Origin of the sequence: Atlantibacter subterraneus (assembly GCF_007570865.1) — a bacterium.
GTDB lineage: Bacteria > Pseudomonadota > Gammaproteobacteria > Enterobacterales > Enterobacteriaceae > Atlantibacter > Atlantibacter subterraneus.
This window is the reverse complement of record NZ_VLPS01000014.1, coordinates 1-26,523: the sequence shown is the minus strand read 5'-3', so window position 1 is coordinate 26,523 and position 26,523 is coordinate 1. Positions and strand designations below refer to the sequence as shown.

47 protein-coding genes are annotated in these 26,523 nt (G+C 51.2%); 40 read left to right on the top strand and 7 right to left on the bottom strand.

Features of this window, described 5'->3' with window-relative positions; all coding sequences use genetic code 11:
• From FND52_RS21665 to bfr, 3 genes are all read left to right on the top strand, one after another.
• Positions 1 to 279, top strand: a 279-nt coding sequence (locus FND52_RS21665; protein WP_000317395.1) for an EF-Tu C-terminal domain-related protein, incomplete at its 5' end; no start/stop codon positions are given.
• 156 nt (positions 280 to 435) lie between these two features.
• Positions 436 to 630 carry a bacterioferritin-associated ferredoxin gene (gene bfd / locus FND52_RS21660; protein ID WP_125295712.1) on the top strand — a complete coding sequence of 65 codons (195 nt, stop codon included), beginning with the start codon at positions 436 to 438 and terminating at the stop codon, positions 628 to 630.
• Positions 631 to 702: 72 nt separating this feature from the next.
• Positions 703 to 1,179 carry a bacterioferritin gene (gene bfr / locus FND52_RS21655; RefSeq protein WP_125295713.1) on the top strand — a complete coding sequence of 159 codons (477 nt, stop codon included), beginning with the start codon at positions 703 to 705 and terminating at the stop codon, positions 1,177 to 1,179.
• Here bfr and FND52_RS21650 read toward each other — a convergent pair.
• Entirely contained in the window at positions 1,163 to 1,654 is a 492-nt protein-coding gene (locus FND52_RS21650) for a prepilin peptidase (protein ID WP_144133198.1), read from the bottom strand. The genes bfr and FND52_RS21650 overlap by 17 nt on opposite strands.
• 377 nt (positions 1,655 to 2,031) lie before the next feature.
• Here FND52_RS21650 and rpsJ point away from each other — a divergent pair, with 377 nt between their 5' ends.
• The 31 genes from rpsJ to FND52_RS21495 all read left to right on the top strand — a co-directional run bounded on the left by rpsJ (position 2,032) and on the right by FND52_RS21495 (position 16,847).
• Positions 2,032 to 2,343 (top strand): 30S ribosomal protein S10, encoded by a 312-nt coding sequence (gene rpsJ, locus FND52_RS21645; RefSeq protein WP_001181005.1) that lies wholly within the window; start codon positions 2,032 to 2,034, stop codon positions 2,341 to 2,343.
• Positions 2,344 to 2,375: 32 nt separating this feature from the next.
• Positions 2,376 to 3,005 carry a 50S ribosomal protein L3 gene (gene rplC, locus FND52_RS21640; protein ID WP_125295715.1) on the top strand — a complete coding sequence of 210 codons (630 nt, stop codon included), beginning with the start codon at positions 2,376 to 2,378 and terminating at the stop codon, positions 3,003 to 3,005.
• A 10-nt stretch (positions 3,006 to 3,015) separates the two neighbouring features.
• Positions 3,016 to 3,621: a 50S ribosomal protein L4 gene (gene rplD / locus FND52_RS21635; RefSeq protein ID WP_002438727.1), complete on the top strand. Its 606-nt coding sequence runs from the start codon at positions 3,016 to 3,018 to the stop codon at positions 3,619 to 3,621.
• Positions 3,618 to 3,920 (top strand): 50S ribosomal protein L23, encoded by a 303-nt coding sequence (gene rplW, locus FND52_RS21630; RefSeq protein WP_000617546.1) that lies wholly within the window; start codon positions 3,618 to 3,620, stop codon positions 3,918 to 3,920. Before rplD ends, rplW begins: the two co-directional genes overlap by 4 nt.
• Positions 3,921 to 3,937: 17 nt before the next feature.
• Positions 3,938 to 4,759 carry a 50S ribosomal protein L2 gene (gene rplB, locus FND52_RS21625; protein ID WP_000301859.1) on the top strand — a complete coding sequence of 274 codons (822 nt, stop codon included), beginning with the start codon at positions 3,938 to 3,940 and terminating at the stop codon, positions 4,757 to 4,759.
• 16 nt (positions 4,760 to 4,775) lie between these two features.
• Positions 4,776 to 5,054 carry a 30S ribosomal protein S19 gene (gene rpsS / locus FND52_RS21620; RefSeq protein WP_001138115.1) on the top strand — a complete coding sequence of 93 codons (279 nt, stop codon included), beginning with the start codon at positions 4,776 to 4,778 and terminating at the stop codon, positions 5,052 to 5,054.
• A 14-nt stretch (positions 5,055 to 5,068) separates the two neighbouring features.
• The gene (rplV, locus tag FND52_RS21615; RefSeq protein ID WP_002438719.1) at positions 5,069 to 5,401 is read left to right on the top strand and encodes a 50S ribosomal protein L22; all 333 of its coding nucleotides are present in this window, start codon (positions 5,069 to 5,071) and stop codon (positions 5,399 to 5,401) included.
• 17 nt (positions 5,402 to 5,418) lie between these two features.
• Positions 5,419 to 6,120 (top strand): 30S ribosomal protein S3, encoded by a 702-nt coding sequence (rpsC, locus tag FND52_RS21610; protein WP_000529945.1) that lies wholly within the window; start codon positions 5,419 to 5,421, stop codon positions 6,118 to 6,120.
• Between the two features lie 12 nt (positions 6,121 to 6,132).
• Positions 6,133 to 6,543 (top strand): 50S ribosomal protein L16, encoded by a 411-nt coding sequence (rplP, locus tag FND52_RS21605; protein WP_002438716.1) that lies wholly within the window; start codon positions 6,133 to 6,135, stop codon positions 6,541 to 6,543.
• Positions 6,543 to 6,734, top strand: coding sequence for a 50S ribosomal protein L29 (gene rpmC / locus FND52_RS21600; protein WP_000644742.1), 192 nt, complete (start codon positions 6,543 to 6,545; stop codon positions 6,732 to 6,734). Before rplP ends, rpmC begins: the two co-directional genes overlap by 1 nt.
• Positions 6,734 to 6,988 carry a 30S ribosomal protein S17 gene (gene rpsQ / locus FND52_RS21595; protein ID WP_002438707.1) on the top strand — a complete coding sequence of 85 codons (255 nt, stop codon included), beginning with the start codon at positions 6,734 to 6,736 and terminating at the stop codon, positions 6,986 to 6,988. Before rpmC ends, rpsQ begins: the two co-directional genes overlap by 1 nt.
• Before the next feature lie 168 nt (positions 6,989 to 7,156).
• A complete protein-coding gene (rplN, locus tag FND52_RS21590; protein WP_002438705.1) occupies positions 7,157 to 7,528 on the top strand; it encodes a 50S ribosomal protein L14 in 372 nt (123 codons plus the stop codon).
• Between the two features lie 10 nt (positions 7,529 to 7,538).
• Entirely contained in the window at positions 7,539 to 7,853 is a 315-nt protein-coding gene (gene rplX, locus FND52_RS21585) for a 50S ribosomal protein L24 (RefSeq protein WP_004106345.1), read from the top strand.
• A gap of 14 nt (positions 7,854 to 7,867) precedes the next feature.
• Positions 7,868 to 8,407: a 50S ribosomal protein L5 gene (gene rplE / locus FND52_RS21580; RefSeq protein WP_002438703.1), complete on the top strand. Its 540-nt coding sequence runs from the start codon at positions 7,868 to 7,870 to the stop codon at positions 8,405 to 8,407.
• A gap of 14 nt (positions 8,408 to 8,421) precedes the next feature.
• Positions 8,422 to 8,727 carry a 30S ribosomal protein S14 gene (gene rpsN / locus FND52_RS21575; RefSeq protein WP_002438702.1) on the top strand — a complete coding sequence of 102 codons (306 nt, stop codon included), beginning with the start codon at positions 8,422 to 8,424 and terminating at the stop codon, positions 8,725 to 8,727.
• Between the two features lie 33 nt (positions 8,728 to 8,760).
• Positions 8,761 to 9,153, top strand: a complete 393-nt coding sequence (gene rpsH / locus FND52_RS21570; protein WP_125295716.1) for a 30S ribosomal protein S8 — start codon at positions 8,761 to 8,763, stop codon at positions 9,151 to 9,153.
• Positions 9,154 to 9,165: 12 nt separating this feature from the next.
• Positions 9,166 to 9,699 carry a 50S ribosomal protein L6 gene (gene rplF / locus FND52_RS21565; RefSeq protein WP_002438700.1) on the top strand — a complete coding sequence of 178 codons (534 nt, stop codon included), beginning with the start codon at positions 9,166 to 9,168 and terminating at the stop codon, positions 9,697 to 9,699.
• A gap of 9 nt (positions 9,700 to 9,708) precedes the next feature.
• Positions 9,709 to 10,062 (top strand): 50S ribosomal protein L18, encoded by a 354-nt coding sequence (rplR, locus tag FND52_RS21560; RefSeq protein WP_002438699.1) that lies wholly within the window; start codon positions 9,709 to 9,711, stop codon positions 10,060 to 10,062.
• A 14-nt stretch (positions 10,063 to 10,076) separates the two neighbouring features.
• On the top strand, positions 10,077 to 10,577 hold the full coding sequence (gene rpsE / locus FND52_RS21555; RefSeq protein ID WP_002438697.1) for a 30S ribosomal protein S5: 501 nt from the start codon (positions 10,077 to 10,079) through the stop codon (positions 10,575 to 10,577).
• Between the two features lie 5 nt (positions 10,578 to 10,582).
• Complete coding sequence (rpmD, locus tag FND52_RS21550; RefSeq protein ID WP_002438695.1) at positions 10,583 to 10,762, top strand: 50S ribosomal protein L30; 180 nt, start codon at positions 10,583 to 10,585, stop codon at positions 10,760 to 10,762.
• 3 nt (positions 10,763 to 10,765) lie between these two features.
• Positions 10,766 to 11,200 (top strand): 50S ribosomal protein L15, encoded by a 435-nt coding sequence (gene rplO, locus FND52_RS21545; RefSeq protein ID WP_002438693.1) that lies wholly within the window; start codon positions 10,766 to 10,768, stop codon positions 11,198 to 11,200.
• A 7-nt stretch (positions 11,201 to 11,207) separates the two neighbouring features.
• Complete coding sequence (secY, locus tag FND52_RS21540; RefSeq protein WP_125295717.1) at positions 11,208 to 12,539, top strand: preprotein translocase subunit SecY; 1,332 nt, start codon at positions 11,208 to 11,210, stop codon at positions 12,537 to 12,539.
• A gap of 30 nt (positions 12,540 to 12,569) precedes the next feature.
• On the top strand, positions 12,570 to 12,686 hold the full coding sequence (gene rpmJ, locus FND52_RS21535) for a 50S ribosomal protein L36 (RefSeq protein ID WP_000868187.1): 117 nt from the start codon (positions 12,570 to 12,572) through the stop codon (positions 12,684 to 12,686).
• A gap of 146 nt (positions 12,687 to 12,832) precedes the next feature.
• A complete protein-coding gene (rpsM, locus tag FND52_RS21530; protein WP_002438688.1) occupies positions 12,833 to 13,189 on the top strand; it encodes a 30S ribosomal protein S13 in 357 nt (118 codons plus the stop codon).
• 16 nt (positions 13,190 to 13,205) lie between these two features.
• A complete protein-coding gene (gene rpsK / locus FND52_RS21525) occupies positions 13,206 to 13,595 on the top strand; it encodes a 30S ribosomal protein S11 (protein ID WP_004138423.1) in 390 nt (129 codons plus the stop codon).
• A gap of 31 nt (positions 13,596 to 13,626) precedes the next feature.
• A complete protein-coding gene (gene rpsD / locus FND52_RS21520) occupies positions 13,627 to 14,247 on the top strand; it encodes a 30S ribosomal protein S4 (RefSeq protein ID WP_002438686.1) in 621 nt (206 codons plus the stop codon).
• Between the two features lie 25 nt (positions 14,248 to 14,272).
• Positions 14,273 to 15,262: a DNA-directed RNA polymerase subunit alpha gene (locus tag FND52_RS21515; protein ID WP_002438685.1), complete on the top strand. Its 990-nt coding sequence runs from the start codon at positions 14,273 to 14,275 to the stop codon at positions 15,260 to 15,262.
• Between the two features lie 40 nt (positions 15,263 to 15,302).
• Positions 15,303 to 15,689 carry a 50S ribosomal protein L17 gene (gene rplQ, locus FND52_RS21510; protein ID WP_001216372.1) on the top strand — a complete coding sequence of 129 codons (387 nt, stop codon included), beginning with the start codon at positions 15,303 to 15,305 and terminating at the stop codon, positions 15,687 to 15,689.
• 100 nt (positions 15,690 to 15,789) lie between these two features.
• Positions 15,790 to 16,161 (top strand): DnaJ family domain-containing protein, encoded by a 372-nt coding sequence (locus FND52_RS21505; protein ID WP_144133196.1) that lies wholly within the window; start codon positions 15,790 to 15,792, stop codon positions 16,159 to 16,161.
• Positions 16,161 to 16,580 carry a Zn(2+)-responsive transcriptional regulator gene (gene zntR, locus FND52_RS21500; RefSeq protein ID WP_125295719.1) on the top strand — a complete coding sequence of 140 codons (420 nt, stop codon included), beginning with the start codon at positions 16,161 to 16,163 and terminating at the stop codon, positions 16,578 to 16,580. Before FND52_RS21505 ends, zntR begins: the two co-directional genes overlap by 1 nt.
• A gap of 51 nt (positions 16,581 to 16,631) precedes the next feature.
• Positions 16,632 to 16,847 carry an alternative ribosome-rescue factor A gene (locus FND52_RS21495; RefSeq protein WP_125295720.1) on the top strand — a complete coding sequence of 72 codons (216 nt, stop codon included), beginning with the start codon at positions 16,632 to 16,634 and terminating at the stop codon, positions 16,845 to 16,847.
• Here FND52_RS21495 and mscL read toward each other — a convergent pair whose 3' ends face one another.
• The 5 genes from mscL to def form a co-directional block, all read right to left on the bottom strand.
• Positions 16,848 to 17,261 carry a large-conductance mechanosensitive channel protein MscL gene (gene mscL, locus FND52_RS21490; protein WP_144133193.1) on the bottom strand — a complete coding sequence of 138 codons (414 nt, stop codon included), beginning with the start codon at positions 17,259 to 17,261 and terminating at the stop codon, positions 16,848 to 16,850.
• A 140-nt stretch (positions 17,262 to 17,401) separates the two neighbouring features.
• The gene (trkA, locus tag FND52_RS21485; protein ID WP_125295722.1) at positions 17,402 to 18,778 is read right to left on the bottom strand and encodes a Trk system potassium transporter TrkA; all 1,377 of its coding nucleotides are present in this window, start codon (positions 18,776 to 18,778) and stop codon (positions 17,402 to 17,404) included.
• A gap of 35 nt (positions 18,779 to 18,813) precedes the next feature.
• Positions 18,814 to 20,106, bottom strand: coding sequence for a 16S rRNA (cytosine(967)-C(5))-methyltransferase RsmB (rsmB, locus tag FND52_RS21480; RefSeq protein ID WP_144133191.1), 1,293 nt, complete (start codon positions 20,104 to 20,106; stop codon positions 18,814 to 18,816).
• A 60-nt stretch (positions 20,107 to 20,166) separates the two neighbouring features.
• Positions 20,167 to 21,114 carry a methionyl-tRNA formyltransferase gene (gene fmt / locus FND52_RS21475; protein WP_144133189.1) on the bottom strand — a complete coding sequence of 316 codons (948 nt, stop codon included), beginning with the start codon at positions 21,112 to 21,114 and terminating at the stop codon, positions 20,167 to 20,169.
• A 24-nt stretch (positions 21,115 to 21,138) separates the two neighbouring features.
• Positions 21,139 to 21,645: a peptide deformylase gene (gene def / locus FND52_RS21470; RefSeq protein WP_125295725.1), complete on the bottom strand. Its 507-nt coding sequence runs from the start codon at positions 21,643 to 21,645 to the stop codon at positions 21,139 to 21,141.
• A gap of 130 nt (positions 21,646 to 21,775) precedes the next feature.
• Here def and dprA point away from each other — a divergent pair, with 130 nt between their 5' ends.
• The 6 genes from dprA to FND52_RS21440 are packed head-to-tail and all read left to right on the top strand — an operon-like array spanning position 21,776 to position 25,561.
• Complete coding sequence (gene dprA / locus FND52_RS21465) at positions 21,776 to 22,897, top strand: DNA-protecting protein DprA (RefSeq protein ID WP_144133187.1); 1,122 nt, start codon at positions 21,776 to 21,778, stop codon at positions 22,895 to 22,897.
• Positions 22,869 to 23,342 (top strand): DUF494 family protein Smg, encoded by a 474-nt coding sequence (gene smg / locus FND52_RS21460; RefSeq protein ID WP_125295727.1) that lies wholly within the window; start codon positions 22,869 to 22,871, stop codon positions 23,340 to 23,342. The genes dprA and smg overlap by 29 nt, the downstream gene beginning before the upstream one ends.
• Before the next feature lie 25 nt (positions 23,343 to 23,367).
• The gene (locus FND52_RS21455) at positions 23,368 to 23,919 is read left to right on the top strand and encodes a DNA topoisomerase family protein (protein ID WP_125295728.1); all 552 of its coding nucleotides are present in this window, start codon (positions 23,368 to 23,370) and stop codon (positions 23,917 to 23,919) included.
• Complete coding sequence (gene tsaC / locus FND52_RS21450; protein WP_144133185.1) at positions 23,912 to 24,484, top strand: L-threonylcarbamoyladenylate synthase type 1 TsaC; 573 nt, start codon at positions 23,912 to 23,914, stop codon at positions 24,482 to 24,484. Before FND52_RS21455 ends, tsaC begins: the two co-directional genes overlap by 8 nt.
• A 4-nt stretch (positions 24,485 to 24,488) precedes the next feature.
• Positions 24,489 to 25,307: a shikimate dehydrogenase gene (gene aroE / locus FND52_RS21445; protein ID WP_144133183.1), complete on the top strand. Its 819-nt coding sequence runs from the start codon at positions 24,489 to 24,491 to the stop codon at positions 25,305 to 25,307.
• The gene (locus tag FND52_RS21440) at positions 25,304 to 25,561 is read left to right on the top strand and encodes a DUF1488 family protein (protein WP_144133181.1); all 258 of its coding nucleotides are present in this window, start codon (positions 25,304 to 25,306) and stop codon (positions 25,559 to 25,561) included. The genes aroE and FND52_RS21440 overlap by 4 nt, the downstream gene beginning before the upstream one ends.
• Here the strand turns inward: FND52_RS21440 and FND52_RS21435 are convergent.
• Entirely contained in the window at positions 25,537 to 26,091 is a 555-nt protein-coding gene (locus FND52_RS21435; RefSeq protein ID WP_125295732.1) for a gamma carbonic anhydrase family protein, read from the bottom strand. The two genes, FND52_RS21440 and FND52_RS21435, sit on opposite strands and share 25 nt — an antisense overlap.
• Positions 26,092 to 26,523 lie beyond the last annotated feature (432 nt).

Below are 26,523 nucleotides of genomic sequence, written 5' to 3'. Positions count from 1 at the left end.
ACCAAGTTCGAATCTGAAGTGTACATTCTGTCCAAAGACGAAGGCGGCCGTCACACTCCGTTCTTCAAAGGCTACCGTCCGCAGTTCTACTTCCGTACCACTGACGTGACTGGCACCATCGAACTGCCGGAAGGCGTTGAGATGGTAATGCCGGGCGACAACATCAAAATGGTTGTTACCCTGATCCACCCGATCGCGATGGACGACGGTCTGCGTTTCGCAATCCGTGAAGGCGGCCGTACCGTTGGCGCGGGCGTGGTTGCTAAAGTTCTGGGCTAATTAATTACCCTGAATTGAAAAGGGCGCTTCGGCGCCCTTTTTGTTTTTATATTGCCCGGTAATTTTGGTTACGCTCGCTCGTTACCGTTTACAATTGTGCTATTGTAATCATAACTATTCTCATTTACACTGCGCATAATTTGAACGGGAGCGATCATGTACGTTTGTTTATGTAACGGTGTCAGCGATAAAAAAATCCGCCAGGCAGTACGCCAGTTTCATCCACAGTCATTTCAGCAGTTGCGTAAATTTATTCCTGTTGGGAATCAGTGCGGTAAGTGTGTTCGCGCCGCGCGTGAAATCATGCAGGATGAATTGATGCAGATCCCGGAATACAAAGAGATTGCTTAAAGCTTCATCTTTTTTTTGACTTCCCTTTTAGTCGATCTACGCTTCATGTAGTGGAAGCGGAGGGACTATAAAATGAAAGGTGATATCAAGATAATAAATTATCTCAATAAATTATTGGGAAATGAGCTTGTCGCAATCAATCAGTATTTTCTTCACGCAAGAATGTTCAAAGACTGGGGCCTGATGCGCCTCAACGATGTCGAATACCACGAATCCATCGATGAAATGAAGCACGCTGATAAGTACATTGAGCGTATTTTGTTCCTCGAAGGTATCCCAAATTTGCAGGACCTCGGTAAATTGCACATCGGCGAAGATGTGGAAGAGATGCTGCAATCCGACCTTAACCTTGAACTCGAAGGCGCTAAAGACTTGCGCGAGGCGATTGCCTATGCCGATAGCATTCATGATTACGTTAGCCGTGACATGATGATCACTATCCTGGCAGATGAAGAGCACCACATTGACTGGCTGGAAACCGAACTGGACCTGATCGCTAAAATCGGTTTGCAGAATTATATCCAGTCGCAGATCAAAGAACAGAGTTAAGCAATCTCATTACAGGCGGCGTGAACGTAAGCCAGCTAACGCAGAACCCTGCAGCCACCAGAAATGGACCAAATGGCAGCGGGGTTTTTTTATGCCGGTTCGGATTTCTCCAGAGTAGTAATCCGGCAATGATTAACCCACACGTCGACGCAATCAAAATGATGGCCGAGAGTGATTGCCAACCGTGCCAGGCACCCAGCGCCGCGAGTAGTTTGACGTCTCCATAGCCTAACCCTTCATTACCGCGCAAGAAGCGATACAACCAATAGAAACCGGCAAAGAATCCATAACCCGCCACCGCGCCAAGTACGGCATCGGATAATGCATCCGGCAAACAGAATACATTGAACAGCAGGCCACCCCACAGTAAAGGGCAGGTCAGGCGATCGGGCAGAAGGTGGGTACGCCAGTCATACCAGCTAAGGCATCCGCACACCACAATATAGAAAAGCATCAAGGCCAGGGCCATTAGCATCTCCATGACGGTAGAGGAGGGGGTGTGCTAACAATGCCGAAATGCCCTAAGAGAAAGTAGCGCGAATTGTTTTATACAGAAGATGTCTTCAGGCCTATCTGGACCCGTTACATGGCATCGGCAAAAAATTGCGCGCCGGATTCCAGGGCTGAAAGCATGAAGAGTAAACAGCTCTTGCTTAAGTTGTGTAATTCCGTATAATGCGCGGGCTTGTCAATATTGACGGCAGGTTCAATCAGAACCGAAGCAATGCAGTTTATTGCTTAACAATGCTTCCAATTGGGAAGCTATGTAAAAAACGATTACACTCCCCCATCAATCGTAATGGGTGTGAGGAGTAATTATTTTCGTCTATAAATAATTGGAGCTCTGGTCTCATGCAGAACCAAAGAATCCGTATCCGCTTGAAAGCGTTTGATCATCGTCTGATCGATCAATCAACCGCCGAAATCGTCGAGACTGCTAAGCGCACTGGTGCGCAAGTACGTGGTCCGATCCCGCTGCCGACCCGCAAAGAGCGCTTTACCGTTCTGATCTCCCCGCACGTTAACAAAGACGCGCGCGATCAGTACGAAATTCGCACTCACAAGCGTCTGGTTGACATCGTTGAGCCAACCGAGAAAACCGTTGATGCTCTGATGCGTCTGGATCTGGCTGCCGGTGTAGACGTGCAGATCAGCCTGGGTTAATCAGGTCATTGAGCGATTGAGAGGTTGAAACAATGATTGGTTTAGTCGGTAAAAAAGTGGGTATGACCCGTATCTTCACTGAAGACGGCGTTTCTATCCCAGTAACCGTTATCGAAGTAGAAGCAAACCGTGTTACTCAGGTTAAAGACCTGGCTAACGACGGCTACCGTGCAATTCAGGTTACCACTGGTGCTAAAAAAGCTAACCGTGTAACCAAGCCGGAAGCTGGTCACTTCGCTAAAGCTGGCGTTGAAGCTGGCCGTGGTCTGTGGGAATTCCGCCTGGCAGACGGCGAAGAGTTCACTGTTGGTCAGAGCATCAGCGTTGAACTGTTTGCAGAAGTGAAAAAAGTTGACGTAACTGGCACCTCTAAAGGTAAAGGTTTCGCAGGTACCGTTAAGCGCTGGAACTTCCGTACCCAGGACGCTACTCACGGTAACTCCTTGTCTCACCGCGTTCCGGGTTCTATCGGTCAGAACCAGACTCCGGGCAAAGTGTTCAAAGGCAAGAAAATGGCAGGTCAGCTGGGTAACGAACGTGTAACCGTTCAGAGCCTGGACGTAGTACGTGTTGACGCTGAGCGCAACCTGCTGCTGGTTAAAGGTGCGGTCCCGGGTGCAACCGGTAGCAACCTTATCGTTAAACCAGCTGTGAAGGCGTAAGGAGATAGCAATGGAATTAGTACTGAAAGACGCGCAAAGCGCGCTGACTGTTTCCGAAACTACCTTCGGTCGTGACTTCAACGAAGCGCTGGTACACCAGGTTGTTGTAGCTTATGCAGCTGGTGCTCGTCAGGGTACTCGTGCTCAGAAGACCCGTGCTGAAGTAACTGGTTCCGGTAAAAAGCCGTGGCGCCAGAAAGGTACCGGCCGTGCGCGTTCAGGTTCTATCAAGAGCCCGATCTGGCGTTCCGGTGGCGTGACCTTCGCTGCTCGCCCGCAGGACCACAGTCAAAAAGTTAACAAAAAGATGTACCGCGGCGCGCTGAAAAGCATCCTGTCCGAACTGGTACGTCAAGATCGTCTGATCGTTGTCGAGAAGTTCTCTGTAGAAGCGCCGAAAACTAAGCTGCTGGCTCAGAAACTGAAAGACATGGCTCTGGAAGATGTGCTGATCATCACCGGCGAACTGGATGAGAATCTGTTCCTGGCTGCGCGCAACCTGCACAAGGTTGACGTACGTGACGCAGTGAGCATCGATCCGGTTAGCCTGATCGCCTTCGACAAAGTCGTAATGACGGCTGACGCTGTTAAGCAAGTTGAGGAGATGCTGGCATGATTCGTGAAGAACGTTTGCTGAAGGTGCTGCGTGCACCGCACGTTTCTGAGAAAGCGTCTACTGCGATGGAAAAAACCAACACCATCGTTCTCAAAGTTGCCAAAGACGCGACTAAAGCAGAAATCAAAGCTGCTGTGCAGAAACTGTTTGAAGTCGAAGTCGAAGTCGTTAACACCCTGGTTGTTAAAGGGAAAGTTAAACGTCACGGACAGCGTATCGGTCGTCGTAGCGACTGGAAAAAAGCTTACGTCACCCTGAAAGAAGGCCAGAACCTGGACTTCGTTGGCGGCGCTGAGTAAGTCGGAGGAGTAATACAATGGCAGTTGTTAAGTGTAAACCGACATCTCCGGGTCGTCGCCACGTAGTTAAAGTGGTTAACCCTGAGCTGCACAAGGGCAAACCTTTTGCTCCGTTGCTGGAAAAAAACAGCAAATCCGGTGGTCGTAACAACAATGGTCGCATCACCACTCGTCACATCGGTGGTGGCCACAAGCAGGCTTACCGTATTGTTGACTTCAAACGCAACAAAGATGGTATTCCGGCAGTTGTTGAGCGTCTTGAGTACGATCCGAACCGTTCCGCGAACATCGCGCTGGTTCTGTACAAAGACGGCGAACGCCGTTACATCCTGGCCCCGAAAGGCCTGAAAGCGGGCGACCAGATTCAGTCTGGCGTTGATGCTGCAATCAAAGCGGGTAACACCCTGCCGATGCGCAATATCCCGGTTGGTTCTACCGTTCATAACGTAGAAATGAAACCAGGTAAAGGCGGTCAGCTGGCGCGTTCTGCTGGTACTTACGTTCAGATCGTTGCGCGCGATGGTGCTTATGTCACCCTGCGTCTGCGTTCTGGTGAAATGCGTAAAGTCGAAGCAGATTGCCGCGCGACTCTGGGCGAAGTTGGCAATGCTGAGCATATGCTGCGCGTTCTGGGTAAAGCAGGTGCTGCACGCTGGCGTGGTGTTCGTCCTACCGTTCGCGGTACTGCGATGAACCCAGTCGACCACCCACACGGTGGTGGTGAAGGTCGTAACTTTGGTAAGCACCCGGTAACTCCGTGGGGCGTTCAGACCAAAGGTAAGAAGACCCGCAGCAACAAGCGTACTGATAAATTTATCGTACGTCGCCGTAGCAAATAATTTTAGAGGATAAGCCATGCCACGTTCTCTCAAGAAAGGTCCTTTTATTGACCTGCACTTGCTGAAGAAGGTAGAGAAAGCGGTGGAAAGCGGAGACAAGAAGCCCCTGCGCACTTGGTCCCGTCGTTCAACGATCTTTCCTAACATGATCGGTTTGACCATCGCTGTCCATAATGGTCGTCAGCACGTTCCAGTTTTTGTTTCCGACGAAATGGTTGGTCACAAACTGGGTGAATTCGCACCGACTCGTACTTATCGCGGCCACGCTGCTGATAAAAAAGCGAAGAAGAAATAAGGTAGGAGGAAGAGATGGAAACTATCGCTAAACATCGCCATGCTCGTTCTTCTGCTCAAAAGGTTCGCCTTGTTGCTGACCTGATTCGCGGTAAGAAAGTGTCGCAGGCCCTGGACATCCTGACCTATACCAACAAGAAAGCTGCGGTATTGGTTAAGAAAGTACTGGAATCTGCCATTGCTAATGCTGAACACAACGATGGCGCTGACATCGACGATCTGAAAGTTGCGAAAATTTTCGTAGACGAAGGCCCGAGCATGAAGCGCATTATGCCGCGTGCGAAAGGTCGTGCAGATCGCATCCTGAAGCGCACCAGCCACATTACTGTGGTTGTGTCCGATCGCTGAGACTCTGGAGACTAGCAATGGGTCAGAAAGTACATCCTAATGGTATTCGCCTGGGTATTGTAAAACCATGGAACTCTACCTGGTTTGCGAACACCAAAGAATTCGCTGACAACCTGGACAGCGACTTTAAAGTACGTCAGTACCTGACTAAGGAACTGGCTAAAGCGTCTGTATCTCGTATCGTTATCGAGCGTCCGGCTAAGAGCATCCGTGTGACCATTCACACTGCTCGCCCGGGTATCGTTATCGGTAAGAAAGGCGAAGACGTAGAAAAACTGCGCAAGGTCGTAGCGGATATCGCTGGCGTTCCTGCTCAGATCAATATCGCTGAAGTTCGTAAGCCTGAACTGGACGCAAAACTGGTTGCTGACAGCATCACTTCTCAGCTGGAGCGTCGTGTGATGTTCCGTCGTGCGATGAAGCGTGCTGTACAGAACGCCATGCGTCTGGGCGCTAAAGGTATCAAAGTTGAAGTTAGCGGCCGTCTGGGCGGCGCGGAGATCGCACGTACTGAATGGTACCGTGAAGGTCGTGTTCCGTTGCACACCCTGCGTGCTGACATCGACTACAACACCTCTGAAGCGCACACCACTTACGGTGTAATCGGCGTTAAAGTGTGGATCTTCAAAGGTGAGATCCTGGGTGGTATGGCTGCTGTTGAACAACCGGAAAAACCGGCTGCTCAACCTAAAAAGCAGCAGCGTAAAGGCCGTAAATAAGGAGCGTCGCTGATGTTACAACCAAAGCGTACAAAATTCCGTAAAGTGCACAAAGGCCGCAACCGTGGTCTGGCGCAGGGTACGGATGTTAGCTTCGGCACTTTCGGTCTGAAAGCTGTTGGCCGTGGTCGTCTGACTGCCCGTCAGATCGAAGCAGCACGTCGTGCTATGACCCGTGCAGTTAAGCGTCAAGGTAAGATCTGGATCCGTGTATTCCCGGACAAACCGATCACCGAAAAGCCGCTGGAAGTGCGTATGGGTAAAGGTAAAGGTAACGTGGAGTATTGGGTTGCCTTAATTCAGCCGGGTAAAGTCCTGTATGAAATGGACGGAGTACCGGAAGAGCTGGCCCGTGAAGCATTCAAGCTGGCAGCAGCGAAACTGCCGATTAAAACCACCTTTGTAACTAAGACGGTGATGTAATGAAAGCAAAAGAGCTGCGTGAGAAAAGTGTTGAAGAGCTGAACACCGAGCTGCTGAACCTGCTGCGTGAGCAGTTCAACCTGCGTATGCAGGCTGCAAGTGGCCAGCTGCAACAGTCTCACCTGTTGAAGCAAGTGCGTCGTGATGTCGCACGCGTTAAGACTTTACTGACTGAGAAGGCGGGTGCGTAATGACCGATAAAATCCGTACTCTGCAAGGTCGCGTTGTTAGCGACAAAATGGAGAAATCCATTGTTGTTGCTATCGAACGTTTTGTGAAACACCCGATCTACGGTAAATTCATCAAGCGTACGACCAAACTGCACGTACATGACGAGAACAACGAATGCGGTATCGGCGACAAGGTTGAAATCCGTGAATGCCGTCCGCTGTCCAAGACTAAGTCCTGGACGCTGGTTCGCGTTGTAGAGAAAGCGGTTCTGTAATACAGTAGCCTTTCTCAATACAAATAAACGGCTCAGCGATGAGCCGTTTATTTTTTCTACCCATATCAAGGAACCGGTGTTATAATGCCGCGCCCTCGATTATGGGGCTTTTTAACGACCCGATTTATTGGGTCCCGAAGTAGTAGTTGACATTAGCGGAGCACTGAAATGATCCAAGAACAGACTATGCTGACCGTGGCCGACAACTCCGGCGCACGTCGCGTAATGTGTATCAAGGTTCTGGGTGGCTCGCACCGTCGCTACGCAGGCGTCGGCGACATCATCAAAATTACCATCAAGGAAGCAATTCCTCGCGGTAAGGTGAAAAAAGGCGATGTCCTGAAGGCGGTAGTGGTGCGCACCAGGAAGGGCGTTCGTCGCCCGGACGGTTCTGTCATTCGCTTCGATGGCAATGCATGCGTTATTTTAAACAATAACAGCGAGCAGCCAATCGGCACGCGTATTTTTGGGCCGGTAACTCGTGAACTGCGTAATGAAAAGTTCATGAAAATTATCTCTCTGGCACCAGAAGTACTCTAAGGAGCGAATCATGGCAGCTAAAATCCGTCGTGATGACGAAGTTATCGTGTTAACCGGTAAAGATAAAGGTAAGCGCGGTAAAGTTAAGAATGTCTTGTCTTCCGGCAAGCTCATTGTTGAAGGTATCAATCTGGTTAAGAAACATCAGAAGCCGGTTCCGGCCCTGAACCAACCAGGTGGCATCGTTGAAAAAGAAGCTGCTATTCAGGTTTCTAACGTTGCAATCTTCAACGCGGCAACCGGCAAGGCTGACCGTGTAGGTTTTAGATTCGAAGACGGCAAAAAAGTCCGTTTCTTCAAATCTAATAGCGAAACTATCAAGTAATTTGGAGTAGTACGATGGCGAAACTGCATGATTACTACAAAGACGAAGTAGTTAAGAAACTCATGACCGAGTTTAACTACAATTCTGTCATGCAAGTCCCTCGGGTCGAGAAGATCACCCTGAACATGGGTGTTGGTGAAGCGATCGCTGACAAGAAACTGCTGGATAACGCAGCAGCTGACCTGGCAGCAATCTCCGGTCAAAAACCGTTGATCACCAAAGCACGCAAATCTGTTGCAGGCTTCAAAATCCGTCAGGGCTATCCGATCGGCTGTAAAGTGACTCTGCGTGGCGAACGCATGTGGGAGTTCTTTGAGCGTCTGATCACTATTGCTGTACCGCGTATCCGTGACTTCCGTGGCTTGTCCGCTAAGTCTTTCGACGGTCGTGGTAACTACAGCATGGGTGTCCGTGAGCAGATCATCTTCCCGGAAATCGATTACGATAAAGTCGATCGCGTTCGTGGTTTGGATATTACCATTACCACTACTGCGAAATCCGATGATGAAGGCCGTGCTCTGCTGGCTGCCTTTGACTTCCCGTTCCGCAAGTAAGGTAGGGTTACTTCATGGCTAAGCAATCAATGAAAGCACGCGAAGTAAAACGCGTAGCTTTAGCTGAAAAATACTTCGCTGTACGCGCTGAACTGAAAGCGATCATTTCTGATGTGAACGCTTCTGACGAAGATCGTTGGAATGCCGTTCTCAAGCTGCAGTCTCTGCCGCGTGATTCCAGCCCGTCTCGTCAGCGTAACCGCTGCCGCCAAACTGGTCGTCCGCACGCTTTCCTGCGGAAGTTCGGGTTGAGCCGTATTAAGGTCCGTGAAGCCGCCATGCGCGGTGAAATTCCGGGTCTTAAGAAGGCTAGCTGGTAATTGTCACCAATTGAATCACGGGAGTAAAGACAGATGAGCATGCAAGATCCGATCGCGGATATGCTGACCCGTATCCGTAACGGTCAATCCGCGAATAAAGCTGCGGTCACCATGCCTTCCTCCAAGCTGAAAGTGGCAATTGCCAACGTGCTGAAGGAAGAAGGTTTTATTGAAGATTTTAAAATTGAAGGCGACACCAAGCCGGAACTGGAACTGACTCTTAAGTATTTCCAGGGCAAGGCTGTGGTAGAAAGCATTCAGCGTGTCAGCCGTCCAGGTCTGCGCATCTATAAGAAAAAAGATGAGCTGCCGAAAGTAATGGCTGGTTTAGGTATCGCTGTCGTATCTACCTCTAAAGGTGTTATGACCGATCGTGCAGCGCGCCAGGCTGGTCTTGGTGGCGAAATTATCTGCTACGTAGCGTAATCGGAGGAAAAAATGTCTCGTGTTGCTAAGGCACCGGTCGTTATTCCTGCCGGCGTAGAGGTAAAACTCAACGGTCAGGTTATTACGATCAAAGGTAAAAACGGCGAGCTGACTCGTACTCTCAACGATGCTGTTGAAGTGAAACAAGCAGACAACGCTCTGACTTTCGGTCCGCGTGATGGTTACGTGGATGGATGGGCTCAGGCGGGTACTGCTCGTGCACTGCTGAACTCAATGGTTATCGGTGTTACCGAAGGCTTCACTAAGAAGCTGCAGCTGGTTGGTGTAGGTTATCGTGCAGCGGTTAAAGGCAATGTAGTAAACCTGGCTCTGGGTTTCTCACATCCTGTTGACCATCAACTGCCGGCAGGCATCACTGCTGAATGTCCGACTCAGACTGAAATCGTGCTGAAAGGCGCTGATAAGCAGATGATCGGTCAGGTTGCAGCTGATCTGCGCGCCTACCGTCGTCCTGAGCCTTATAAAGGCAAGGGTGTTCGTTACGCCGACGAAGTCGTGCGTACCAAAGAGGCTAAGAAGAAGTAAGGTAACACTATGGATAAGAAATCTGCTCGTATCCGTCGTGCGACCCGCGCACGCCGCAAGCTCAAAGAGCTGGGTGCAACTCGCCTGGTGGTACATCGTACCCCGCGTCATATTTACGCACAGGTAATTGCACCGAATGGTTCTGAAGTTCTGGTAGCAGCTTCTACTGTTGAAAAAGCTATCACTGAACAACTGAAGTACACTGGGAACAAAGACGCTGCCGCTGCTGTTGGTAAAGCAGTTGCTGAACGCGCTCTGGAAAAAGGTATCAAAGAAGTTTCCTTTGACCGTTCCGGTTTCCAATATCATGGTCGTGTCCAGGCACTGGCAGATGCTGCCCGTGAAGCTGGCCTTCAGTTCTAAGGTAGAGGTGTAAGATGGCTCACATCGAAAAACAAGCTGGCGAACTGCAGGAAAAGCTGATCGCGGTTAACCGCGTATCTAAAACCGTAAAAGGTGGTCGTATTTTCTCCTTCACAGCTCTGACTGTAGTAGGCGATGGTAACGGTCGCGTTGGTTTTGGTTACGGTAAAGCACGCGAAGTTCCGGCAGCCATCCAGAAAGCGATGGAAAAAGCCCGTCGCAATATGATTAACGTCGCGCTGAACCACGGCACCCTGCAGCACCCGGTTAAAGGTGTTCACACGGGTTCTCGTGTATTCATGCAGCCAGCTTCCGAAGGTACCGGTATCATCGCCGGTGGTGCAATGCGCGCCGTTCTGGAAGTTGCTGGAGTTCATAACGTACTGGCTAAAGCGTACGGTTCCACCAACCCGATTAACGTGGTTCGTGCAACTATCGATGGCCTGGAAAATATGAATTCTCCAGAAATGGTCGCTGCCAAGCGTGGTAAATCCGTTGAAGAAATTCTGGGGTAATGACCATGGCAAAGACTATTAAAATTACTCAAACCCGCAGTGCAATCGGTCGTCTGCCGAAACACAAGGCAACGCTGCTTGGCCTGGGTCTGCGTCGTATTGGCCACACCGTAGAGCGCGAGGATACTCCTGCTGTACGCGGTATGGTTAACGCGATTTCCTACATGGTTAAAGTTGAGGAGTAAGAGATGCGTTTAAATACTCTGTCTCCGGCCGAAGGGTCTAAGCACGCTTCCAAGCGTCTGGGTCGTGGTATCGGTTCTGGCCTGGGTAAAACCGGTGGTCGTGGTCACAAAGGTCAGAACTCTCGTTCTGGCGGTGGCGTACGTCGCGGTTTCGAAGGTGGTCAGATGCCGTTATACCGTCGTCTGCCGAAATTCGGTTTTACTTCTCGTAAAGCAATGGTCACCGCAGAAGTTCGTCTGTCTGACCTGGCTAAAGTAGAAGGCGACGTCGTTGACCTGAACACGCTGAAAGCGGCCAACATTATCGGTATCCAGATCGAGTTCGCGAAAGTGATCCTGTCTGGCGAGGTGACTCGTCCGGTAACTGTACGCGGTCTGCGTGTTACTAAAGGCGCTCGTGCTGCTATCGAAGCTGCTGGCGGTAAAACTGAGGAATAAGTAGCAGATGGCTAAACAACCGGGATTAGATTTTCAAAGTGCCAAAGGTGGCCTTGGCGAACTGAAACGCAGACTGCTGTTTGTAATCGGTGCGCTGATTGTGTTCCGAATTGGCTCTTTTATTCCGATCCCTGGTATTGATGCCGCTGTACTTGCCAAACTGCTTGATCAACAGCGTGGCACCATCATTGAAATGTTTAACATGTTCTCTGGTGGTGCTCTTAGCCGTGCTTCAATCTTTGCTTTGGGTATTATGCCGTATATTTCGGCATCCATTATTATCCAGCTGCTGACGGTCGTTCATCCAGCCCTGGCGGAGCTTAAGAAAGAAGGGGAGTCTGGTCGTCGTAAGATTAGCCAGTACACCCGTTATGGTACGTTGGTGTTGGCGATATTCCAGTCGATCGGTATTGCTACCGGTCTGCCGAATATGCCTGGAATGCAGGGCTTGGTTATTAACCCAGGCTTTGCGTTCTACTTCACCGCTGTTGTAAGTCTGGTTACAGGGACTATGTTCCTGATGTGGCTCGGCGAACAAATTACTGAGCGTGGTATCGGTAACGGTATCTCAATCATTATCTTCGCTGGTATCGTTGCGGGTCTCCCGCCAGCCATTGGCCATACGATCGAGCAAGCGCGTCAAGGCGACCTGCACTTCCTCCTGTTGCTGTTGGTTGCAGTATTAGTATTTGCAGTGACCTTCTTTGTTGTTTTCGTTGAACGTGGTCAACGCCGCATTGTGGTGAACTATGCGAAACGTCAGCAAGGTCGTCGTGTCTATGCTGCACAGAGCACACATTTACCGCTAAAAGTGAACATGGCGGGGGTTATCCCGGCAATTTTCGCTTCTAGTATTATTCTGTTCCCGGCGACCATCGCGTCATGGTTCGGGGGCGGTACCGGTTGGAACTGGCTGACAACAATTTCGCTGTATTTGCAGCCTGGGCAACCGCTTTATGTGTTACTCTATGCGTCTGCAATCATCTTCTTCTGTTTCTTCTATACCGCGTTGGTTTTCAACCCGAGAGAAACAGCTGATAACCTGAAGAAGTCCGGTGCATTTGTACCAGGAATTCGTCCGGGAGAGCAAACGGCGAAGTATATCGATAAAGTAATGACTCGCCTGACTTTAGTTGGCGCGCTTTATATTACTTTTATCTGCCTGATCCCGGAGTTCATGCGTGATGCAATGAAAGTGCCGTTCTACTTCGGTGGGACCTCACTGCTAATCGTTGTTGTCGTCATTATGGACTTTATGGCTCAAGTGCAAACTCTGATGATGTCCAGTCAGTACGAGTCTGCATTGAAGAAAGCGAACCTCAAAGGCTATGGCCGTTAATGGTCGCTTAAGAAGTTACGGAGAGTAAAAATGAAAGTTCGTGCTTCCGTCAAGAAATTATGCCGTAACTGCAAAATCGTTAAGCGTGATGGCGTCATCCGCGTGATTTGCAGTGCCGAGCCGAAGCATAAACAGCGTCAAGGCTGATTTATCTCGCATATTTTTCTTGCAAAGTTGGGTTGAGCTGGCTAGATTAGCCAGCCAATCTTTTGTATGTCTATGCGTTTCCATTTGAGTATCCTGAAAACGGGCTTTTCAGCATGGGGCGCATAATTAAATAGTAGGAGTGCATAGTGGCCCGTATAGCAGGCATTAACATTCCTGATCAGAAACATACCGTGATCGCGTTAACGTCGATCTACGGTGTCGGCAAGACTCGCTCCAAGGCCATCTGCGCCGCTGCGGGTATCGCTGAAGATGTTAAGATCAGTGAGCTGTCTGAAGAACAAATCGACACGCTGCGTGACGAAGTTGCCAAATTTGTCGTTGAAGGTGATCTGCGCCGTGAAGTGAGCATGAGCATCAAGCGTCTGATGGACCTTGGTTGCTATCGCGGTTTGCGTCATCGTCGTGGTCTCCCGGTTCGCGGTCAGCGTACCAAGACCAACGCTCGTACCCGTAAGGGTCCGCGCAAACCGATCAAGAAATAATCGGGGTGATTGAATAATGGCAAAGGCACCAGTTCGTGCACGTAAGCGTGTAAGAAAACAAGTCTCTGACGGCGTGGCTCATGTCCATGCTTCTTTCAACAACACCATCGTGACTATTACCGATCGTCAAGGTAACGCGTTGGGTTGGGCAACTGCCGGTGGTTCCGGTTTCCGTGGTTCTCGCAAATCCACTCCGTTTGCAGCTCAGGTTGCAGCAGAGCGTTGCGCAGAAGCCGTGAAAGAATACGGTATCAAGAACCTGGAAGTTATGGTTAAGGGACCGGGTCCGGGTCGCGAATCTACCATTCGTGCTCTGAACGCCGCTGGTTTCCGCATCACTAATATTACTGATGTGACTCCGATCCCTCACAACGGTTGTCGTCCGCCGAAAAAACGTCGCGTATAACGCTCGTTTTTAGGAATGTTGGAGAAAGAAAATGGCAAGATATTTGGGTCCTAAGCTCAAGCTGAGCCGTCGCGAGGGTACAGACTTATTCCTGAAGTCTGGCGTTCGCGCGATTGATACCAAGTGTAAAATTGAACAAGCTCCTGGCCAGCACGGTGCGCGTAAACCGCGTCTGTCTGACTATGGTGTGCAGTTGCGTGAAAAGCAAAAAGTTCGCCGTATCTACGGTGTGCTGGAGCGTCAGTTCCGTAACTACTATAAAGAAGCAGCACGTCTGAAAGGCAACACCGGTGAAAACCTGTTGGCTCTGCTGGAAGGTCGTCTGGACAACGTTGTATACCGTATGGGTTTTGGCGCTACGCGTGCTGAAGCACGTCAGCTGGTTAGCCATAAAGCTATCATGGTAAACGGTCGTGTTGTTAACATCGCTTCTTATCAGGTTAGCCCGAACGACGTAGTCAGCATTCGTGAGAAAGCGAAAAAGCAATCTCGCGTGAAAGCAGCTCTGGAGCTGGCTGAGCAGCGTGAAAAGCCAACCTGGCTGGAAGTTGATGGTGGCAAGATGGAAGGTACGTTTAAGCGTAAGCCTGAGCGTTCTGATCTGTCTGCGGACATTAACGAACACCTGATCGTCGAGCTTTACTCCAAGTAAAGCTTAGTACCAAAGAGAGGACACAATGCAGGGTTCTGTGACAGAGTTTCTAAAACCGCGCCTGGTAGATATCGAGCAAGTGAGTTCGACGCACGCCAAGGTGACCCTTGAGCCTTTAGAGCGTGGCTTTGGCCATACTCTGGGTAACGCACTGCGCCGTATTCTGCTTTCATCGATGCCGGGTTGCGCGGTGACTGAGGTTGAGATTGATGGTGTACTGCACGAGTACAGCACCAAAGAAGGTGTTCAGGAAGATATCCTGGAAATCCTGCTTAACCTGAAAGGGCTGGCGGTAAGAGTTCAAGGTAAAGATGAAGTTATCCTTACTCTGAATAAATCTGGCATTGGCCCTGTGACTGCAGCCGACATCACCCATGATGGAGATGTCGAAATCGTCAAGCCGCAGCACGTGATCTGCCACCTGACCGATGAAAACGCATCTATTAGCATGCGTATCAAAGTTCAGCGCGGTCGTGGTTATGTGCCGGCTTCTGCCCGAATTCATTCGGAAGAAGATGAGCGCCCAATCGGCCGTCTGCTGGTCGACGCTTGCTACAGCCCTGTAGAGCGTATCGCCTACAATGTTGAAGCAGCGCGTGTAGAACAGCGTACCGACCTGGACAAGCTGGTCATCGAAATGGAAACCAACGGCACAATCGATCCTGAAGAGGCGATTCGTCGTGCGGCGACCATTCTGGCTGAACAACTGGAAGCTTTTGTTGACTTACGTGATGTACGTCAGCCGGAAGTGAAAGAAGAAAAACCAGAATTCGATCCGATCCTGCTGCGCCCTGTTGACGATCTGGAATTGACTGTCCGCTCTGCTAACTGCCTTAAGGCAGAAGCTATCCACTATATCGGTGATCTGGTACAGCGTACCGAGGTTGAGTTGCTGAAAACGCCGAACCTGGGTAAAAAATCTCTTACTGAGATTAAAGACGTGCTGGCCTCACGTGGTCTGTCTCTGGGCATGCGCCTGGAAAACTGGCCGCCGGCAAGCATTGCTGACGAGTAACCGGATCACAGGTTAAGGTTTTACTGAGAAGGATAAGGTCATGCGCCATCGTAAGAGTGGTCGTCAACTGAACCGCAACAGCAGCCATCGCCAGGCTATGTTCCGCAACATGGCAGGTTCCCTGGTTCGTCATGAGATCATCAAGACGACCCTGCCTAAAGCGAAAGAGCTGCGTCGCGTAGTTGAGCCGCTGATTACTCTTGCCAAGACTGATAGCGTTGCTAATCGTCGTCTGGCATTCGCCCGCACTCGTGATAACGAGATCGTGGCAAAACTGTTTAACGAGCTGGGCCCGCGTTTCGCGAGCCGCGCCGGTGGTTACACTCGCATTCTGAAGTGTGGCTTCCGTGCAGGCGACAACGCGCCGATGGCATACATCGAGCTGGTTGATCGCTCTGAGTCGAAAGCAGAAGCTGCTGCAGAGTAATCTGTAGTATCGTTAAAAAAACCCGCCTCGGCGGGTTTTTTTATATCCACTCCTCCCTGCCTGTTATACTTTTCCTCTCTTCAAAGCCCGGAATAACGCTATGTGGTTAATCGATCGGTGGGCTGAGCAACGCATTGTTGAAGCCCAAAATAAAGGCGAGCTGGATAACCTACCCGGCACAGGCCAGAAACTGGTGCTGGATGACGATACCCATGTGCCGCCAGAGCTGCGTGCCGGCTATCGCCTGTTAAAAAATTCAGGCTTTTTGCCTCCTGAACTGCTGCAACGTAAAGAGGCGGTGGAACTTCAGGAATTGCTTAACGGCCTTAACCCTGAACAACCGGAATATGCCGCGCTAAAAAAACGGCTTCTGGTACTGGAGATGAAACTGCGTCAGGCAGGCATGAGCACGGATTTTCTGCATACCTCTTATGGACGCACTATTGAGAAAAAACTGTCGAGGGAGCAATGATGTACAGAATTGGTGAGTTAGCAAAACTGGCGGACGTTACGCCTGACACTATCCGTTTTTATGAAAAACAGCAGATGATGGATCATGAAGTACGCACCGAAGGTGGGTTCCGTTTATACAGTGATAACGATTTGAAGCGCCTGAAGTTTATCCGTTACGCCCGGCAGTTGGGCTTTACGCTTGAATCTATCCGTGAACTGCTGTCGATCCGCATCGATCCTGAACACCATACCTGCCAGGAATCTAAAGGAATTGTGCAGGCCAGGCTTAAAGAAGTAGAAGCCAAAATTGATGAGCTTGAACTTATGCGCGTCTCGTTACAGCGTTTAAATGAAACATGCTGCGGCACAGCGCATAGCAGCGTGTATTGTTCGATCCTCGAAGCGCTGGAGCAAGGTGCCAATGGTGCCGCACGTTGATTTTTCAACCAGCCAGTATTACACTCGCGCCACATTTCAAAGGAGACATCTATGAGTCGTTATAAGCATACCCGGGGGCAGATTAAAGAGAATGCACTCGAAGCACTGTTACACGATCCGTTATTCAGGCAACGCGTCGAGAAAAATGTCAAAGGGAAAGGGAGCTATCAAAGGAAAGGGAAACACAAAGGGCGGGGTGACTGGGAGGCCAGTGGTAAACAAGCTAACAGCTTATTTTCCACTGGCCTTCTGCTTTGCTGGCGCTAATTAAATACGTTCTTTCTGTTGTTTCAAAATATCGCGAATTTCAGTCAGGAGAACCTCTTCTTTAGTCGGCGCAGGTGGCGCTTTCGGCTCTTCTTTTTTCTTACGGTTCAGTTTGTTAATGACTTTTATCGCCATAAAAATCGCGAAAGCGACAATGATAAAATCAAAAACATTCTGAATAAATACACCGTAATGCATCACTACAGCAGGCGTATCGCCAACTGCCGGACGCAAAGTCAGTGCAAACTGTTTGAAGTCGATACCACCGATTAATAAGCCCAGCGGCGGCATAATAATATCGGCAACCAGAGAAGAAACAATTTTCCCGAATGCCGCACCAATAATCACACCCACTGCCAAATCAACCACATTTCCGCGCATCGCGAATTCGCGGAACTCTTTTAACATACTCATTTTATTCTCCTTATCTGGGCTAGCTTCATAAGTCTAACAAAGAGTTGGTCGTTTGCCATTGGTGCGAAGTAATTGTTTTCACACAGTATCCACAATATTAAAGCGGAAAAATAGCGAGGCGGAACAGTCCCGCCTCGCTATTACAGGAAGAATGGACTTGGCTGGAATAAACGCTCAACGTCAGAGACAAACTTTTTATCCGTCAGGAACATAATGACGTGGTCGCCCTGTTCAATACGCAAAGTATTATTAGCAATCATGACGTCATTGCCGCGCACCACGGCACCAATAATCGTACCGGGAGGAAGCTTAATATCGTCGATGACCCGTCCTACGACGCGGGAGGTGCTCTCATCGCCGTGGGCCACCGCTTCAATTGCTTCCGCTACGCCGCGCCGCAACGAGGATACGCTAACAATATCCGCTTTACGCACATGGCCCAACAATGCCGAAATCGTAGCCTGTTGGGGAGAAATCGCGATATCGATAACGCTGCCCTGGACCAAATCGACATAAGCGCGTCGCTGGATCAGCACCATCACTTTTTTGGCACCCATTCGCTTTGCGAGCATGGCGGACATAATATTGGCTTCGTCATCGTTAGTGACGGCAATAAACAGATCAACCTGATCGATATGCTCTTCGGCGAGCAGTTCCTGATCCGATGCGTCGCCGTAAAACACAATGGTATTTTGTAGTTTTTCGGCGAGCTCAGCGGCGCGCTGCTGGTTACGCTCAATCAGCTTAACGCTGTAATCTTTTTCCAGTCGATGCGCGAGGCCCGCGCCGATATTCCCGCCGCCTACCAGCATAATGCGTTTGTAGGGTTTCTCCAGGCGCTGAAGTTCGCTCATAACCGCACGGATATGCTGTGATGCAGCGATAAAAAACACTTCATCACCGGCTTCAACGATCGTTGAGCCCTGAGGGCGAATAGGGCGATCGTGACGGAAGATCGCCGCCACGCGGGTATCGATATGCGGCATATGCTCGCGCATAGTAGATAGCGCATTACCTACCAGAGGCCCGCCATAATAGGCTTTTACCACTGCCAGGCTGACTTTTCCTTCTGCGAAATTAACCACCTGGAGCGCACCCGGATACTCAATCAGGCGATAAATATTGTCGATAACCAGTTGCTCAGGGGCAATAAGGTGGTCGATAGGCACCGCTTCAGAATTAAACAGCTTTTCAGCATCACGCACATAGTCCGGTGCCCGGATACGGGCGATACGATTCGGCGTATTAAACAGCGAATAAGCGACCTGACAAGCCACCATGTTGGTTTCATCGGAACTGGTCACAGCAACCAACATATCCGCGTCATCCGCGCCCGCCTCACGCAACACGCGCGGATGTGAACCATGGCCCTGCACAACGCGCAGATCGAACTTATCCTGCAGGCTGCGCAGGCGATCGCCGTTGGTATCAACCAGCGTGATGTCGTTGTTTTCGCCTACCAGGTTTTCCGCCAGGGTGCCGCCAACCTGACCCGCGCCCAGAATGATTATTTTCATCGTCTTTCGTTTCTCAGACTCAGTTGAAAATGACCTTAGCCTTGCTTCACAAGCTTAGCGTAAAAGAAGCCGTCGCCTTCTGTACTGGCCGGCAAATTCTGAATACCCGGCGCATCCGGCGTACCGGTTTCGGTAAGCTGGGCATCAGCGGTGCGTTTCAGGAATGCGGCTACCTGCTGCGTGTTCTCTTCGGGAAGAACCGAACAGGTTGCGTAGACCAGGGCACCGCCGGGTTTCAGCAGTGGCCAGACGGCATCCAGAATTTGCGACTGGAGTTCCGCCAGCTCCGGAATATCACGGTCGCGGCGTAACCATTTTATGTCCGGATGACGGCGGATAACGCCCGTTGCGGAGCATGGCGCATCCAGCAATATACGGTCGAACTGTTTACCTTCGGCCCACTGGTGTGGATAGCGGCCATCGCCCTGCCTGACGGTCGCCTTCATGCCCAGACGTTTTAAATTTTCATAAACCCGACCCAGGCGCTGCTCATCAATATCTACGGCCAGAACAGTAGCCTGAGGAGCGGCCTCCAGAATATGCGTGGTCTTACCGCCCGGTGCCGCGCAGAGATCTAAAATCTCTTCGCCATTTTGCGGGGCAAGCAGGGGAAGACAGCCCTGCGCGGACGCATCCTGTACTGTAACCCAACCCTGTTCAAAACCCGGGAGCGCATGGACCGGCGCAGGGGTTTCCAGACGTACCGCATCTGGATATACCGGATGAGCGAAGCCCTGGATCCCGCTTTCTTCCAGCAGGGCTAGCCAGGCGTCGCGGCTATGATGCTGACGATTAACCCGCAGCCACATCGGCGGCCGTTGATTATTTGCTTCAAGAATTGCTTCCCACTGTGTGGGATAAGCGGCGCGTAGCCGTTTAACCAACCATGACGGATGCAGGAAACGGCTATCGTTGTTGGCAAATTCGCCGAGTAGGGTTTCCTGCTGGCGCTGAAACTCGCGCAATACGCCGTTTATGAGGCCTTTAAGCTGCGGGCGCTTAATCACCACCGCACCTTCCACCGTTTCGGCTAGCGCTGCATGGGGAGGGATACGGGTATACATCAGCTGGTACAGCCCAACCATAATTAAATAATGTACGGTACGCTGTTTACCGGTCATCGGGCGCGACATTAATTTGCCGATAAGCCACTCAAGCTGTGAAAGCGTACGCAGCACGCCAAAGCACAGCTCCTGGAGCAGCGCTTTATCTTTCTCGGGCACTTTTTGCTGCAGGGCCGGCAGTACATTGCTTAGTGACTGGCCTTTCTCGACCACTTGCTCAACGGCCTGCGCCGCCAGGCTGCGAATATTCGGTGATTTCTTCATAGTTACGGTCAGTAAAATAAAAAGGCCCGGAAGGTCCGGGCGCTAAAAAGAGAATGAGGTTCAGGCAAGTCTGTTGCCTGGCGCAAAAAACGCCTTGCGGGAATTCAGCAAATCCTGCGCTTTCATGGCTTTTTTGCCGGCAGGCTGCAACTCTTCAATGTTGAGGACGCCCTGTGCTGTCGCAACCTGAATGCCTTGCTTGTCCGCCTCAAGGATGGTGCCCGGCGCGGCATTTGTGGCCGCTTCAAGCACGCTGGCTTTCCAGACTTTCACCGGCTGCCCGTCCATCATAAAGTAACTCATCGGCCACGGATTAAAGGCGCGAATACAGCGTTCTAACTCAGCGGCGGAGAGCGACCAGTCAAGCAGGGCTTCTTCTTTACTCAGTTTTTCCGCATAGGTCACCTGCGATTCGTCCTGCACTTCCGGCCTGGCTTTACCGCTGGCGAGCAGTTGCAGCGTCTCGATAAGCCCTTGCGGACCCAGCTCGGCCAGTTTGTCGTACAGCGAGGCGCTGGTATCGTCTGGCGTAATTGGGCAGGCCAGTTTATACAGCATATCGCCGGTATCCAGGCCCACGTCCATCTGCATAATGGTTACGCCGGTTTCGTCATCGCCCGCCCAAAGCGAGCGTTGGATCGGCGCAGCTCCGCGCCAGCGCGGCAGTAACGAGCCATGAACGTTGATGCAGCCCAGACGAGGCATCTCCAGCACGGCTTTGGGCAGGATTAGTCCATAAGCCACCACAACCATGATATCGGCGTTCAAATCGGCGATGAGCTGTTGGTTCTCCGCCGGGCGCAGCGAAGCGGGCTGGAAAACAGGGAGGCCATGCTCTTGCGCCACGACTTTAACTGGCGAAGGCATGAGCTTTTTACCGCGTCCGGCCGGGCGGTCAGGCTGAGTAAAAACGCCCACTACGTTGTAGTTCGCGGCAAGCAGTGCATCAAGATGACGCGCTGCAAAATCAGGCGTACCTGCAAAAATGATACGTAATGAATCGGACACGATATTCCCTGTTTTGCTAAAGGCTTAACGCCCGTTTAAACGATCGAGTTTTTCTACTTTCTGGCGAATACGCTGGCGCTTCATCGGCGAGAGATAATCAACAAACAGTTTGCCCACCAGATGATCCATTTCGTGCTGAATACAAATCGCCAGCAGGCCATCGGCGGCTAATTCGAAACTGTTGCCGTCGCGATCGAGCGCACGGATTTTTACTGTTTCGGCGCGCGGCACCAGGGCTCTTTGCTCAGGAATGGATAAACATCCCTCTTCAATACCCGTCTCGCCGTGTTTTTCCAGCAGTTCCGGGTTGATCAGTACTAAACGCTCGTCGCGATTCTCAGAAACGTCGATCACGATAATCCGCTGATGGATATCGACCTGAGTGGCTGCCAGGCCAATGCCCTCTTCGGCGTACATGGTTTCGAACATATCATCCACGATACGTTGGATTTCCGCATTCACTTCTTTGACCGGTTCGGCGACTTTGCGAAGACGCTCGTCCGGAAAATGTAATACCTGCAAAACTGACATATTTATCCAGAGCTGTGTTCAAGAGTTGATAAAGATCATTATCTCTATTCTAGACAAAACCCCCCCTGATTGACAGCATCCGTAACCAATCACAAGGATTGCCTGAATGCGTTAATGGCAGGGGAAAAGGATGCCGCTTACTGAGATTTGGTTGCGTTTAATGGCGGTTGCCAGCCTGAATGGCGAACAGATGCTTAATGCAGTAAAACATTTGCAGCGTCATCCTTGCGAACCCGCACTGGCTTTGGCCGCCGTGCCGCTGTCGGCTTCACAAATTCAGCAATTCTTATCGGTTGGTATGACTGACATTGAACGCGCCCTTAACTGGCTTGAGCAGCCTGGGCACCGCTTATTAACCGCAGATATGCCCCTGTATCCACCGTTGCTTAGAACGATTGACTGGTTTCCCGGCGCGCTGTTGATTGCCGGCAATGTCGATGCGTTAACCACACCGCAGCTTGCCGTAGTAGGCAGCCGCGCGCATTCATGGTACGGCGAACATTGGGGGCGGTATTTTTGTGAAATCCTGGCTAACCTGGGCATGACGATCACCAGCGGGCTGGCTTTAGGGATTGATGGCGTGGCTCATCGCGCGGCGCTCAATATGAAAGGGACCACCATTGCCGTGCTCGGCAGCGGCTTGGAGCAACTCTACCCTAAAAGACACAAGCGGCTGGCTGACGAGATCATTGCCAAAGGCGGCGCACTGGTTAGTGAGTTCCCGCTCAACATGAAGCCCTGGCAAAGCAACTTTCCCAGACGAAATCGCATTATTAGCGGATTGAGCCATGGCGTATTGGTGGTTGAGGCCACCCAGCGCAGCGGTTCTTTGGTTACCGCACGCTGCGCCCTTGAACAGGGCCGGGAAGTTTTTGCGCTGCCGGGCCCGATCGGCAATCCTGGGGCAAGCGGGCCACACTGGTTGATTCAGCAGGGTGCTACGCTGGTCACTTCTCCCGAAGAGATCCTTACGTATTTGCAAAGCGATCTCCAATGGCTGTCTTCTCTGGATGTCGCAAATTATTCACCAAATGAAGAGGAGGGCGCATTGCCATTTCCCGAGCTGTTGGCTAACGTAGGAGATGAGGTTACACCTGTTGACGTCGTCGCTGAACGTGCCGGCCAACCTGTGCCAGAGACAGTAACCCAATTACTCGAACTGGAGTTAGCAGGATGGATCGCAGCTGTACCCGGCGGCTATGTCCGATTAAGGAGGGCAGGCCATGTTCGACGTACTAATGTATTTGTTTGAGACATATATCCATAACGACGCCGAAGTGCGTGTCGATCAGGATATCATCACTCGCGACCTTACTGATGCTGGCTTTGAGCGTGAAGATATTTTCAACGCGCTGCTGTGGTTAGAAAAACTGGCGGATTATCAGGACGGTCTGGTTGAGCCGATGCAGTTGGCTTCTGACCCGCTTTCGATGCGTATTTATACCGCCGAAGAGTGTCAGAGACTGGATGCCAGCTGCCGGGGATTCCTGTTGTTCCTGGAACAAATTCAGGTGCTGAACCTCGAAACCCGTGAAATGGTAATTGAACGCGTACTGGCGCTCGATACGGCCGATTTCGATCTTGAAGATCTCAAATGGGTGGTATTGATGGTGTTGTTCAATCTCCCGGGCTGTGAAAACGCTTATCAACAAATGGAAGAATTACTCTTCGAAGTGAATGAAGGTATGCTGCACTAACATTTATGCAGCGTAATAAGTCGTTATGACAAAATCGGCACTCTTTTCTGTGCGCCAACAAGAGCCCTGCCCGCAGTGCGGGGCCGATCTGGTAATTCGAACCGGGAAACGCGGCCCGTTTCTCGGTTGTTCTCACTATCCGGAATGTGATTATGTCCGTCCCCTGCGTAATCAGGCGGATGGACATATCATCAAAATTCTGGAGGGCAAGTTTTGCCCGCAGTGTCAGGCAGAGCTGGCGCTGCGACAGGGCCGATTTGGTATGTTCATTGGCTGTAGCCGCTATCCGGAATGCGACCATACCGAACAGATTGATAAGCCTGATGAGACGGCGATCGGCTGCCCCCAGTGTCTGGAAGGCCATCTTGTTCAGCGCCGCTCCCGTTACGGTAAAACCTTTCATTCCTGCGATCGCTATCCGGAATGCCAGTTCGTGATTAATGCTAAACCTGTTGCGGGTGTATGCCCGGCATGTGGTTACCCATTACTTATAGAAAAGAAAACCGCGCAAGGGGCTAAGCACTTCTGCGCCAGTAAACAATGTGGAAAGCCGGTTACGGCGGAAAAAAGTGAATAAAAACCTGCCTGCAAGCCCCATCGAATCGATCGTTGAGGTACTTAAAAAAGAAGAAGTGATTGCCTATCCTACTGAAGCCGTGTTTGGCGTAGGTTGCGATCCTGATAGTGAAACGGCGGTTAATCGCCTGCTGACGCTTAAACAGCGTCCGGTAGAAAAGGGGCTTATTCTCATCGCCTCCCGTTTTGACCAACTGAAGCCTTATATTGATGACAGCGTGTTGACGCAAGCGCAGCGTGACGCTGTTTTTGCCCGCTGGCCCGGCCCCGTTACTTTTGTCTTTCCCGCCAAAAGCACGACGCCGCGCTGGCTGACGGGCCGTTTTGATACTCTGGCCGTGCGCGTAACCGATCATCCGTTAGTGATTGCGTTGTGTGAAGCGTTTGGCAAGCCGCTAGTATCAACCAGCGCCAACTTAACCGGATTGCCACCGTGCCGTAGTACGCAGGAAGTCCAGCTACAATTTGGTAATGATTTTCCGGTGCTTGATGGTGCGACCGGCGGACGTCTTAATCCTTCTGAGATCCGCGATGCGCTAACGGGCGAACTCTTTCGTGAGGGGTGATGTAATGGAAACCTATGCGGTATTCGGCAATCCTATTGCTCACAGCAAATCCCCTTTTATTCATCAGCTCTTTGCTCAGCAGATGCAGATTACCCATCCCTATGGTCGGGTTCTGGCCCCGCTTGATGGCTTTATCCCGACGCTGGAGGCTTTTTTCCAGGCGGGCGGTAAAGGCGCTAACGTCACGGTACCCTTTAAAGAAGAAGCGTTTGGGCGCGCAGACGAGTTGACCGAACGCGCTTCGCTGGCGGGTGCGGTGAATACCCTGAAGCGCCTTGAAGACGGGCGACTGCTTGGCGATAACACGGACGGCATCGGGCTGTTAAGTGATCTAGAGCGGCTGAAGATGATTAAGCCCGGCTCGCGCGTGTTGTTGATCGGCGCTGGCGGCGCGGCGCGGGGAGTATTGCTTCCGCTGCTTTCTTTAGATTGTGCGGTGACCATCACTAACCGAACCTTGTCTCGTGCTCAGCAGTTGGCCACGCTTTTCAGTCATACCGGCAGTGTCGCTGCGCTGGCGGGCGACGCGCTGGAAGGGCATGAGTTCGATCTTATCGTCAATGCCACGTCGAGCGGCATTTCTGGCGATCGTCCAGCGATCCCGGCTTCACTGATTCACGCGAGTGTGCATTGCTATGACATGTTTTATCAGCAAGGGCGTACGCCTTTTTTGAGCTGGTGCGAGTCACTGGACGCGCAGAGCATGGCAGATGGTCTGGGTATGCTGGTGGGCCAGGCAGCGCACGCCTTTATGCTGTGGCATGGACAGATGCCGGATGTGGTCCCGGTCATTGAGCGCCTCAAGCAGGATCTGGCGGCATGAATCAGTCGATTCAGTTTCCGGACGTAGAGCAGTGGAATGACGATCTGCGCGCAGTGTGTTTTCCGGCGCTTATGGGCGGCTTCCAGGTTAACTGCGCGATTTCTGCTGTATCGCTGACAAGCCGTTTTGGTGGCGAAACGCCTGCAGAATGGCTTGCGCTGTTTCGCCAACACCGTTGGGACCTGGAAGAAGAGATCGAGCCCCTGATCGCTGAGGGGCAGGATGACGATCAGGGCTGGTTTTGGCTCTCCTGATCCAGATACTCATCTTTCCACTTCACGTAGTTATTAGCGGAATAGACTAAGCCCTGAATTTCAGCATCTGAGAGCGGCCGGATCTGTTTGACTGGGCTTCCAAGATACAAATAGCCGCTCTCCAGGCGCTTATTCTGCGGAACCAGGCTGCCTGCACCGATCATCACGTCGTCTTCTACTACCGCGCCATCTAACACAATCGATCCCATTCCTACCAGCACGCGATTGCCGATGGTGCAGCCGTGCAGCATCACTTTATGCCCGACCGTAACGTCTTCACCAATAACCAATGGATTGCCTTCCGGGTTGTAAGAAGACTTGTGCGTCACATGGAGCACGCTTCCATCCTGAATATTGGTGCGGGCACCAATCGCAATAAAATGCACATCGCCGCGCATAGCAACCAGCGGCCAGATGCCGACGTCATCGGCGATCCGCACATCGCCAATAACCACGCTTGTCGCATCGACCATGACGCGTTGGCCCACTTCAGGAAAGGTATCTTTATAAGGACGCAGTACTGCAGGCATAAAAACCTCATCTCTCTTAGATCGTGAAACAAACTTTGGCTGCATTCCTAAGGGTAAGCAAGGCAAAGTGGTATCATTTATAAGCAGATCGTATGCGATCGCAGCGAAAAGCGCGAAAAATCAGCGATCGAAAGAAAAGATCGAAAAAAGGCTTGTGCAAAAAAATGGGATCCCTATAATGCGCCTCCGTTGAGACGACAATGTGAAACGCTTCACAGCAACAGTCGGAACAACAAAGAGAAAAATCCTGAAATTCAGGGTTGACTCTGAAAGAGGAAAGCGTAATATACGCCACCTCGCGACAGTGAGCTGAAAGCCGCGTCGCAACTGCTCTTTAACAATTTATCAGACAATCTGTGTGGGCACTCGCAGGATTGATATCTCAGTACCTCCGGGTACACAAAGAATTATCAAGTCTCTGAGTGAACACGT